The organism is Streptomyces yatensis, from assembly GCF_018069625.1.
In the GTDB taxonomy this organism is placed as follows: Bacteria; Actinomycetota; Actinomycetes; order Streptomycetales; family Streptomycetaceae; genus Streptomyces; species Streptomyces yatensis.
In genome coordinates, this window is sequence record NZ_CP072941.1 from 1,102,785 (window position 1) to 1,115,117 (window position 12,333).

At 71.9% G+C, this 12,333-nt stretch carries 1 protein-coding gene; it reads right to left on the minus strand.

The features are described from left to right. Positions 1–21: 21 nt before the first annotated feature. Complete coding sequence (locus tag J8403_RS04070; protein ID WP_211121904.1) at positions 22–12,330, minus strand: type I polyketide synthase; 12,309 nt, start codon at positions 12,328–12,330, stop codon at positions 22–24. Positions 12,331–12,333 lie beyond the last annotated feature (3 nt).

Below are 12,333 nucleotides of genomic sequence, written 5' to 3' on the forward strand. Positions count from 1 at the left end.
CGATCGTCGCGCCCGGCACATTCAGGACACACCCAGTTCGTTGTCGATGAAGTCGAGAACCTGGGCCGCGGACGCGGACTCCAGCCTCTCCGCGGCGGTTTTTTCTTCCTCCGCCGGCTTTCGTGTCGCCTTCCACTTCGCCAGCAGGCTTTCCAGCCGTGCCGTGACCGCTCCCGAATCGTCGTCCTTCATCTCAAGGCCGATCAGGGTGGCCTCGAGCCTGGCCAGTTCGTTGAGGACCGGATCGGCGCCATCCCGGCCCGTGGCGGTGCCGACCGCCGGAGCGATGCGCTCCAGGAGGTAGTCGGCGAGCACGGCCGCTTCCGGATAGTCGAAGACGAGGGCGGCGGGCAGCCGCAGACCGGTGGCGGCGGCGAGCCGGTTGCGCAGTTCTACGGCGGTCAGCGAGTCGAAGCCGAGCTCCTTGAAGTTGGTGTCGGCCTGCACCGCTTCGGCGTCGGAATGCCCCAGCACGGTGGCCACGTGGCCACGGACCAACTGGAGTACGGCGCGGTGCTGTTCCGTGGCGGACAGGCCGGCCAGCCGGCCGGCCCAGTCGTCCGGCCGCGCATCGGCTGCCGCCGCCGTACGCCGTGCCGCCGCGCCACCGGCGCCGGATGCGGCGAGGGCGCGGAGCGTGGCGGGGAGAGCGTCGGCGGGCTGGGCGGCCAGGACACGGGTGTTCATGTCCGCCGCGATCAGCTGGTGGCCACCGTGCTCGGCCGCCGCGTCGAGCAGCCGGAGAGCGTGGTCCGCGGTCATCGCGGTGACGCCCGAGCGGGACATCCGGGCCAGGTCGGCGTCGGCCAGGCCGCCGGTCATCTCGCTGGATTCGGCCCACAGGCCCCATGCCACCGAGACCGTCGGCAGGCCCAATGCCTGGCGGTGGGCCGCAAGCGCGTCGCAGAAGGCGTTGGCCGCCGCGTAGTTGGCCTGACCCGGACTGCCCATGACCCCGGCGGCCGACGAGAACAGCACGAACGCGCCCAGGCGCAGATGTGCCGTCGCGGCGTGCAGATGCGCCGCGGCGGTGGCCTTGGCCGCCCAGACCCGGGCCAGCCGCTCGGGAGTCTGCGCGGTGACGACCGCGTCGTCCAGCACACCCGCGGCATGGATGACTCCGGTCAGCGGATGCCCGGGGTCGACCCCCGCCACCAGATCGGCCACGGCCGCCGCGTCGGTGACATCGGCGGCGACGACGCGTACCCGCGCGCCGAGGGCGGTCAGCCGGTCGGCGAGGTCCCGGGCGCCCGGCGCTTCCGGGCCCCGGCGGCTCACCAGCAGCAGATGCCCGATCCCCCATACGCGTACGAGGTGTTCGGCGACCAGCGCGCCCAGGGTGCCGGTACCACCGGTGATGAGGACGGTGCCGTCCGGGTCCACCGGGGCGGGAACGTCCAGGACCAGCTTGCCGGTGTGCTTGGCCTGGCCGAGATGGCGCAGCGCCTCACGTGTCCGGCTGAGCGGCCACGTCCGCACCGGCAGCGGCCGCAGGGCTTCGGTGGCGAACAGCTCGCCCAGTTCGCCCAGCATCCGGCCGATGTGCTGGGGCCCGGCGTCGGTGATCAGGTCGTAGACCTGGTACGTCACCCCGGGGTGCTCCTCCGCGATGTGCTCGGGGTCACGGAGGTCGGTCTTGCCCATCTCCATCAGCCGGCCACCCTCGCGCAGCAGCCGCAGCGACGCGTCGACGAAGGGTCCGGCGAGGCTGTTCAGCACCACATCGACGCCACGCCCACCGGTGGCCCCGCGGAACACCTCCTCGAAGTCCAGATCGCGGGACGAGGCCCGGTGTGCCTCGTCGATGCCCATCGCCTCCAGCACCCCGTGCTTGCCGGGGCTCGCCGTCGCGTAGACCTCCGCCCCCAGATGCCGGGCGATCCGTACGGCCGCCATGCCCACACCGCCGGTCGCGGCATGGATCAGGACCGTCTCCCCGGCCTGCAGCCGGGCCAGCTCGACGAGCCCGTACCAGGCGGTCAGGAACGCCACCGGCGCCGAGGCCGCCTGCGCAGAGGTCCACCCGGCGGGAACGGGCGCCACCATACGGGCGTCGGTCACCGCCGTCGGGCCGAACGCGCGGTCGAAGACCCCCATGACCCGGTCGCCCACCGCGACCCCGGTCACCTCGGGGCCTACGTCCAGCACCACACCGGCGCCCTCGCCACCGAGCCCGGTCTGGCCCGGGACCATGCCCAGGCTGATGAGCGCGTCGCGGAAGTTGATACCGGCCGCGTGCACCGCCACCCGCACCTGACGCGGTCCGAGGGGCTCGAGCACCTCCGGGCACGGCACCGGCTTCACGTTCTCCACCGTGGCGGCGCCGGTCAGCTCCAGCCGCCATGCGGGCTGTCCCACCAGTGCGGCCACACCTCCGCTGCTCACGCCACCGGCACGCATCAGCCGGGGCACCCGGAGCCGCCCCGCCCGCAGCGCGACCTGCGGCTCGTCCAGGTGCGCCGCCCACACCACGGCGCCGCGCACACTCTCTTCGAGCGGCTCGGAGTCCGGGTCGAGATCGACCAGGAGGAATCGCCCCGGGTTCTCCGCCTGCGCACTGCGCACCAGCCCACACACGGCGGCCCCGGCCACGTCCAGGCCACCCGCCCGGGCGCCGTCCCGGTCCGAGGCGCCGTCCATCTCGGAGGCGCCGTCCGCCTCGGAGGCGCCGTCCGCCTCGGAGGCGCCGTCCGCCTCGGAGGCGCCGTCCGCCTCGGAGGCTCCCTCGGCCTTGGAAGTGTCGATCGCCTCGGTGGTGTCGATGGTGACCGCTCCCCGCGTGACCACCACCAACCGGGCGTCGGCCAGGCGTGGTTCGGCCAGCCAGCCCCGCACCAGCTCCAGCACCCGCTGCGAGGCCGCCAGACCGGCGGACGCCAGGTCCTCACCCGCGTCCCCGCCGGACGGGCCGCCGAGCGCGGGCAGATAGGCGATGGCCACCGCGGGGGCGGGGCCGTCACCGTCGAGCGCGGACACCAGCGACTCCAGATGCGGATGGTGTACCGCGCCCGGCACGATCGGCCCGCACTCCTGCGAGCCCAGAACCACCCACTCACCGCCGTCCGCCGGATCCGGCTCGTGGTGTCCGGCGCCGGTGTCCGGTGCGGGGACGGGCAGGGGCGTCCACTCCAGGGTGAACAGTCCGTCCACCTCGGGCCCGGGACCGGCGGAGGCTCGCAGTTGGTCGACGTCGGCCGATCGCATCACCAGCGAGTCGACGGTCAGTACCGGACCGCCCAGGGCGTCGGCCACCTCGACCCGCAGACCGCGCTCGTCCTCGGCGCCACCCGCCTCCAGCTCCCGGGGCGAGAGCCGGACCCGTACGGTCGTGGCGCCGCCCGCCCACAGCGACACGCCCCTCCAGGCGAACGGCAGCCACACCCGGCCGTCCTCGTGCTCCTGCCCGGGCCGGTCGAGGAGGAACGCCGGATGGAGCGCGGCATCCAGCAGTGCCGGATGAATACCGAATCTCTCGGGCTCTCCGGCGGCCTCGGGCAGCGCCACTTCGGCGAACACATCCGCGCCGTCCCGCCATACGGTCCGCAGGCCTCGGAACGACGGGCCGTAGGCGTACCCCGATGCCGCGGCGCGCTCGTAGAACCCGTCCAGCCGTACGAGCTCCGCGCCCGCCGGGGGCCATACCCCGCCCGGCTCGTCCGCAGGGCCCCGCGCGGGGCCCTGCGGGGACGGCGGGCTCAGAACGCCCTCGGCATGGCATACCCAGCCCGGTTCGGCACCGGGCTCGACATCTCGGTCGGGCCGGGAGTACACCCGCACATCACGCCGCCCGTCCTCGGTGGCCACGCCGACCACCACCTGAACGCGCAGCCCACCGGACGCGGGCAGAACGAGCGGCACCTGGAGCGCCAGTTCCTCCACCCCGCCGCAGCCCGCCTCATCGGCGGCCCGCAGCGCCCACTCGACCAGCGCCGCCCCGGGCGCCAGCACGGCGCCCGCCATCACATGCTCGGCCAGCCAGCCCCCGGCGCCACCGGCCGAGACGCGACCGGTGAGCACCAGCCCGCCGTCGGCGAGCCCGACGGCCGCCGGCAGCTGCGCATGTTCGACCCGCTGCAAACCGGCGGCCCCCACATCGCCGACGCCACCGCCCTGGGCCAGCCAGTAACGCTCGCGCTGGAAGGCGTACGTGGGCAGGTCGACCGTCCGGGGCGCCGGGTCTGCCGGGAACCAGTGGGCCCAGTCGACATCGGTGCCATGGGTGTGCAGTTGGGCGAGGGCGTGGCCGAGTGCGTGCACATCGGGTCGCTTACGGCTCAGGGTCGCTGTGACCAGCGGAGTCGGCCGCCCGGGCCCGGCCCCGCCCTCGTGGGTATCGGTGTCGGTGTCGGTGTCGGTCGTCGCCTCGTCGGCGGTGAGGTGCTGAAGGGTGTGCTGGGTCGCGGTGGCCAGGACGGGGTCGGGGCCGAGTTCGAGGAAGACGCCGGTGTCGGGCGCGATATGGGCGATGGCGGGGTGGAAGCGGACAGGTTGGCGGATATGGCGCACCCAGTAGCCCGGTGCGGCCATCTCCTCGTCGGCCGGCTCACCGGTGAGGTTGCTGAGCACCGGAAGGGTGGGCCGGTGGAAGGTCAGGCCGTCGATGGCCTGGGCGAACGGCTCCAGGATCGGGTCCATCAGCGGGGAGTGGAAGGCGTGGCTGACCGTCAGGGTCCTGGTCTTGCGGCCCTTCGCCGCCCAGACGTTGCCGATGCCGGCGACCAGCTCGACCGGGCCGGAGACGACGGTGTTGCCGGGGGTGTTCAGGGCGGCGATGCCCACCTGACCGTCGTATCGGGCCAGGTCCTCGGCGAGTTCGTCCGCGGTGGCCGCGATGGTGACCATGCCTCCGCCCTCAGGAAGCCCACCCATCAGGGTGGCGCGGGCGGCGACGAGACGGCAGGCGTCGGGGAGGTCGAAGACTCCGGCGACATGGGCGGCCGCGATCTCGCCGATCGAGTGGCCGATGACCGCGTCGGGATGTACGCCGAGTGAGTCGAGCAGGCGGGCCAGGGCGATGTGCAGGGCGAACAGTCCGGCCTGGGCGTAGGTGGTGTGGTCCAGCAACCCGGGCCGCTCGGCCACACCGTGGAACACCACGTCGCGAAGGGGGTGTTCCAGGTGAGGGTCGAGCAGACCGCAGACCTCGTCGAACGCCGTGGCGAACACCGGGAACCGCTCGTACAGCCCGGCCCCCATCCCCTCACGCTGGCTGCCCTGACCGCTGAAAAGCCACACCGTCTTGCCCGTCGCCGCGCCACTGACGGGGAGCGCCACCCCCGGATGTGGCTCACCGCTCGCCAGCGCCGCCACGGCGGCCAACAGCTCGGCGCGGTCATCGCCCAACGCCACCGCCCGGTGCTCGAAGAGCGATCGCGTGGTGGCGAGTGACCATCCCACATCGACCGCTGTCGTCTCAGCGGAGTTGGCCATGCGTTCGGCCAGCGCGGCGGCCTGGCCGCGCAGCGCCTCCGCACTCCGCGCGGACAGTGTCCATGGAACAGCCCGCATATCGGGGGAGATCACGGGCTCGGTCGTGGCACGCTCGCCCGGCTCGGGGGCCTGCTCCAGAAGGAGATGGGCGTTGGTGCCGGAGGCGCCGAACGAGGACACACCGGCCCGGCGCGGCCGCTCACCATTCGGCCATTCGACCCTCTCGGTCAGCAGCCGCACCGCACCGCTGTCCCAGTCCACATGGGGAGTGGGTTCGTCGATGTGCAGAGAGGCGGGCAGCGTGCCGTGGCGCATGGCCTGCACCATCTTGATGACGCCCGCGATGCCCGCCGCCGCCTGGGCATGGCCGATGTTGGACTTGATCGAGCCGAGCAGCAAGGGCTGCCCGGCAGGGCGATCCTGACCGTAGGTGGCCAGCAGCGCCTGCGCCTCGATCGGATCACCCAGCGTCGTACCCGTGCCATGCGCCTCCACCGCATCGATGTCGGACGGCGACAGCCCGGCGCTCGTCAGCGCTTGGCGGATGACTCGCTGCTGCGAGGGACCGTTCGGCGCGGTGAGTCCATTCGACGCACCGTCCTGGTTGACGGCGGAGCCGCGGATCACGGCCAGGACGTCGTGCCCGTTGCGCCGGGCGTCCGACAGCCGCTCCAGCAGCAGGACGCCCACGCCTTCGCTCCAGCCGGTGCCGTCGGCGGCGGCCGCGAAGGGCTTGCACCGGCCATCGGGGGCCAGACCACGCTGACGGGAGAAACCGGTGAACACATCCGGGGTGGCCATCACCGTCACCCCACCGGCCAACGCCAGCGTGCACTCCCCCTGCCGCAACGCCTGCGCCGCCAGATGCATCGCCACCAACGACGACGAACACGCCGTATCCACCGTCACCGCAGGACCCTCAAAGCCCAGCGTGTACGCCACCCGGCCCGAGACCACGCTGCCCGAACTGGCCAGCATGGCGTAGCCTTCCAGCCGCGCGTCGCCGCCGCTGAGCCCGGCCGCGTAGTCGTGATACATCACGCCCGCGTACACCCCGGTCGGGCTGCCCTTCAACGACACCGGGTCGATCCCCGCCCGCTCCAGCACCTCCCACGACGCCTCCAACAGCAACCGCTGCTGCGGATCGGTGGCCAGCGCCTCCCGAGGATTGATCCCGAAGAACGCCGCGTCGAACGCATCGGCGTCGTAGAGGAACCCGCCTTTGCGCGCGTACGAGGTGCCGGGGTGGTCAGGATCGGGGTGGAAGAGCCCGTCCAGGTCCCAGCCTCGGCCGGTCGGAAACTCCCCGATGGCGTCACGGCCCGAGGCGACCAGATCCCAAAGCTCCTCCGGAGAGCTGACCCCGCCCGGGAATCGGCAGGTCATCGCGACGATGGCGATCGGCTCATCGGCATCGGTCGCCGCCACGACGGGAGTGTGCGCACCGGAACCGGCGGTCTCGCCGGTCAGCCGGGTGCACAGATACTCCGCCAGCACCCGAGGCGTCGGATAGTCGAACACCAACGTCGCCGGCAACCGCAACCCCGTCACCACCGACAACCGATTACGCAACTCCACCGCCGTCAACGAATCAAAGCCCAACTCCTTGAACGCGGCATCCACCCGCACCTCACCAGCGGAAGCGAACCCCAACACCACCGCCACACCACCCCGCACCACCTCCGCCACCACATCCAAGCGAGCGGCATCCCCCAACCCCACCAACCGCCCAGCCAACCCCGAAACCCCTGCCTCACCAGCCGCCATCCGCCGCCCGGTACGACCGGCCACCAACCCCCGCAACACCGCCGGAAGATCCCCACCAGCCACCCCGGCCGGATCGAAGTCCACGGCGACACACAGCGGGCCACCCTGCGCACAGGCGGCGTCGAGCAGGCCCAGCGCCGTCTCGCTGGACATCGCGGCGATACCCGAGCGGGACATCCGGGCCCGGTCCGTCGCGACGAGCTTTCCGGTCATCTCACTGGAGTGGGCCCACAGGCCCCAGGCCACCGACAGCCCGGGAAGGCCATGGGCGTGACGGTGGGCGGCGAGGGCGTCGCAAAAGGCGTTCGCCGCCGCGTAGTTGGCCTGGCCCGGGCTGCCCATGACCCCGGCGGCGGACGAGAACATCGCGAACAGGGACAGCGGAAGGTCGGCGGTGGCGGTGTGAAGGTGCGCCGCGCCCGTGGCCTTGGCCGCCCACACCCGGGCCAGCCGTTCAGGTGTCTGCGAGGTGATCACCGCGTCGTCGAGCAGCCCCGTGGCATGGATGACACCGGTCAGCGGATGCTCGGCATCGACCCCCGCCACCAGCTCGGCCACCGCCGACGCGTCCGTGACGTCCACGGCGGCGATCCGCACCCGCGCGCCCAGCCCTTCCAGGCGGGTGGCCAGATCGCGGGCCCCCGGGGCGTCCGGCCCGCGACGGCTCACCAGGAGCAGATGGCCGACCTGCCAGGTGCGCACCAGGTGCTCGGCCACCAGGCCGCCCAGGGTGCCGGTGCCGCCCGTAACCAAGACGGTGCCGTCGGGATCGAGCGCCGCCGGGTGGTCCCGCTCCTCCGGACCGCTGTCGGCGGAGGCACGGATGAGCCGTGGCACCCACGCCCGGCCATCCCGTACGGCCAACTGCGGCTCATCCAGGTCCATCGCCTGTGTGATGGCGTCCCGCAGCTGAAGGCCGAGCTCTCGATCCCCATCCGGTTCGAGGCCGAAATCCAGTTCGAGGGCGAGATCCGGTTCGAGATCGAGCAGAAGGAAGCGTCCCGGGTTCTCCGCCTGAGCGCTCCGCAGAAGACCCCACACCGCTGCGACAGCCACATTCGTATCGCCCTCGGCGTGGGTGACGGCGACCGCGCCACGCGTCACCACGACCAACCGCGCATCGGCCAGCAGTGGCTCGGCCAGCCACTTCTGCACCAACTCCAGGACGCCTCGCGCCACCGCCAGACCAGCAGTCGCCATATCGGTCGCGGTGTCGGCGTCGACGTCCGGGCTCGGGAACTCGGCGAGAACCACGGCCGGGACCGGCTTCCCCTCATCGAGCCCCGCGAGAAGCGCCTCCAGATCCGGATGCGCCCCCTCGGCCGCCAGCACCGCCCAATCAGCGCGATCGGCCACCGCCCCATCGGCTCCTGTGGACTGCGGCAGTGGGGTCCAGTCCAGGACGAACAGACCATCCACACCACGTGCCGTCGCCGCCCCCCGCAACTGCTCTACGGACGCCGGCCGTGTCACCAGGGAGTCGACCGTCAGAACGGGGTCGCCCACGGCATCGGCCACCACCAGCCGCAGCCCGCGCTCGCCCTCGGCGCCGCCCCGATGCGGGGTGAGCCGCACACGTACCGTGCTCGCTCCAGCGGCCCACAACGACACCCCGTTCCAGGCGAACGGCAGCAGCACCTGGCCGCCGCCCCGCTCCCGCTCGGATCCGGTGTCGAAGAGGAGGGCCGGATGCAGGGCCGCGTCGAGCAGCGCCGGGTGGATGCCGAAGCCGTCCGCGTCCCCGGCCGCCTCGGGCAGCGCCACCTCGGCCAGCAGGTCAGCGCCGTCCCGCCACACGGCGCGCAGCCCCTGAAAAGACGGCCCATACGCATAGCCCGCCGCCTCGGAACGCTCGTAAAACCCCTCCAGATCCACCGGTTTCGCACTCGCCGGAGGCCATGTTCCACCCAGTCCCTCGGCCGGCCGGCCCGCGCCTTCCGATGCGGGGCTCAGCACCCCTTCGGCGTGGCACAGCCAGCCCGCATCGGTCCCCGCGTCGCCCTCGCCGTCCGGACGGGAGTAGATCCGCACATCGCGCCGCCCGTCCTCCGCCGCCGCGCCCACCACCACCTGGACACGCAGCCCGCCCGACTCCGGCAGCACCAATGGCACCTGGAGCGCCAGCTCCTCGATCCCACCGCAGCCGACCTCGTCGGCCGCCCGCAGTGCCCACTCCACCAGCGCAGCGCCCGGGGCCAGGACGGCGTTCGCCACGATGTGTTCGCCGAGCCAGTCGTCGCCGCCAACTGCCGAGATGCGCCCGGTGAGCAGGTGGGTGCTGCCATCGGCCAGCTCCACGGCGGCGCCGAGCAACGGATGGTCCGCTGCGACCAGGCCGAGCCTGCCGGGGTCGCCGACCGCGCCCGAGGCGTTCATCCAGTAACGCTGGTGCTGGAAGGCGTACGTGGGCAGATCGACCGTACGAGGCGTGGGATCGGCCGGGAACGCGGCCCTCCAGTCCACCTCGACCCCAGCGACGAACGCCTGCCCGAGTGAGTGCAGGAGCTGGGCCCGGCCGCCGTGATCGCGACGCAGCGTGGGCACGGCAACCGCGTCCACACCCACCTGCTCAAACGTCTCCTGCAGACCAAGAGTCAACACGGGATGACTACTGGCCTCGATGAACACCCGATGCCCATCCGCCACCAACGCCTCGACGGCATCAGCGAACCGCACCCGCTCCCGGAGATTCGCCACCCAGTAGCCGGTATCCAAGTCGGTGGTGGCCACACGACCACCGGTCACGGTCGAATAGAACGCCGTACCCGAACCCGACGTATCAAGCGGACGGACACCGGCCAAGACCTCGTTCAACTCATCGCGGATCTCCTCCACCTGAGGACCGTGCGAGGCATAATCCACCTCGATCAGCCGCGCCCGCTCCCCCACCTCCTGGCACGCTGCGACGACAGCAGCCACCTGCTCTGGCGGGCCCGAAACCACGGTGGAAGAGGGCCCGTTCACTGCGGCCACACCTACACCAGCGGCCTGAGCGCCCAGGTCGGAGAGCAACTGGCCCGCCTGCTCCTGGCCTACTCCAAGTGAGGCCATCGCGCCACCACCGGCCAGCTGTCGCAACGCCTTACTCCGCAGCGCCACCACCTTCGCGCCGTCCTCCAACGACAACGCACCCGCCACCACCGCAGCCGCGATCTCACCCTGGCTATGACCCACCACCGCCGCAGGACGCACCCCATACCCCGCCCACACCCCAGCCAACGACACCATCACCGCCCACAACACCGGCTGCACCACATCCACCCTGCTCAGGTCCGCCGCACCATCGACCCCCCGCAACACATCCGTCAACGACCACTCCGCATACGCCGAAAGCGCCCGCTCACACTCCCCCACCCGCGCCGCAAACACCGGCGACACCTCCAACAGCTCCGCACCCATCCCCATCCACTGCGAACCCTGACCCGGAAACACCAACACCGGACCCACATCACCCGTCAGCGCCGCCGCACCCGACATCACCACACCCGGATGCGACACACCCCCCGCCAACGCCTCCACCCCCGCAACCAACTCACCACAGCCCTCACCCACCACCACCGCCCGATGCTCAAACACCGACCGCGTCATCACCAACGACCACCCCACGTCCACAGACGACAACTCCGCCGTACCACCCACCCGCCCAGCCAGCGCCGCCGCCTGCCCCCGCAACGCCTCCACGCTCCGCCCCGACACCACCCACGGCACCACCCCACCCACCTCGGAGGAATCCACCTCCGGCATAACCCCCTCAGGAGCCTGCTCCACAATCACATGCGCATTGGTGCCACTGATCCCGAACGCGGAGACCCCCGCCCGGCGCGGCTGCTCGTTTCTCGGCCACTCCGCCGGCTCCGTGAGCAGCCGCACCGCACCGCCGGACCAGTCCGCGTGCGGGGTCGGCTCATCGACGTGCAGCGTGGCGGGCAGCAGTTCATGGCGCAGCGCCATCACCATCTTGATCACACCGGCCACACCCGCCGCACCCTGCGTATGGCCGATGTTGGACTTCAGCGAGCCGAGCCACAGCGGCCTGCCCTCCGGCCGGTCCTGGCCGTACGCCGCGAGCAGCGCCTCGGCTTCGATCGGGTCGCCGAGCGTGGTGCCCGTGCCATGTGCCTCCACCGCGTCCACCTCGGCGGAGGAGAGCTGGGCGTTGATCAGCGCCTGGCGGATCACCCGCTGCTGGGAGGGACCATTGGGCGCGGTGAGCCCGTTGGACGCGCCGTCCTGGTTGATGGCCGAGCCCCGGATCACCGCGAGCACCTGATGTCCGTTGCGTTGTGCGTCGGAGAGCCGTTCCAGCAGCAGGAGCCCGACGCCCTCCGAGAAGCCCGTGCCGTCGGCGGCGGCCGCGAAGGGCTTGCAGCGGCCGTCGGGGGCGAGTCCGCGCTGGCGGGAGAATTCCACGAAGGTGTTCGGCGTGGTCATCACGGTCACGCCACCGGCCAGGGCCAGGGTGCATTCGCCCTGCCGCAGCGCCTGGCAGGCGAGATGCATGGCGACCAGCGATGACGAGCAGGCGGTGTCCACCGTCACCGCGGGCCCTTCCAGGCCGAGGGTGAAGGCCACCCGGCCGGAGACGACGCTCAGGGTGTTTCCGGTGAGCAAATATCCTTCCGCGCTCTTTTCGATCTGCGGGGTGCCGAAGCCGAGAATTCCGGCGCCCGCGTAGACCCCGGTGGGGGTGCCCTTGAGCGAGGTGGGGTCGATTCCCGCGCGTTCGAGCAACTCCCAGGAGACTTCCAGCAGTTGACGCTGCTGGGGTTCGGCCGCCAGGGCCTCGCGCGGGCTGATGCCGAAGAAGGAGGCGTCGAACCCGTCCGCCCGGTCCAGGAATCCGCCGTGGCGGACGTAGCTGGTGCCGGAGTGGTCGGGGTCCGGATGGTAGAGGGTCTCGGTACGCCAGCCACGGTTGGTGGGAAACTCCCCGATCGCGTCCCCGCGCGAGGCGACCAGCTCCCACAGGTCCTCGGGCGAGGCGATCCCGCCGGGGAACCGGCAGGCCATGCTCACGATGGCCACCGGCTCCTGTGACCGCTCCTCCATCTCGCGAAGCCGCCGACGCGTCTGCCCCAGATCTGCCGTGACCTTCTTGAGGTACTGGCGGAGCTTCTCTTCGGTACCCGACATCAG

What these genes read in the sequence shown, in the direction of transcription:
- J8403_RS04070 (WP_211121904.1), bottom strand. Translation starts at nt 12,330, where the DNA reads ATGTCGGGTACCGAAGAGAAGCTCCGCCAGTACCTCAAGAAGGTCACG.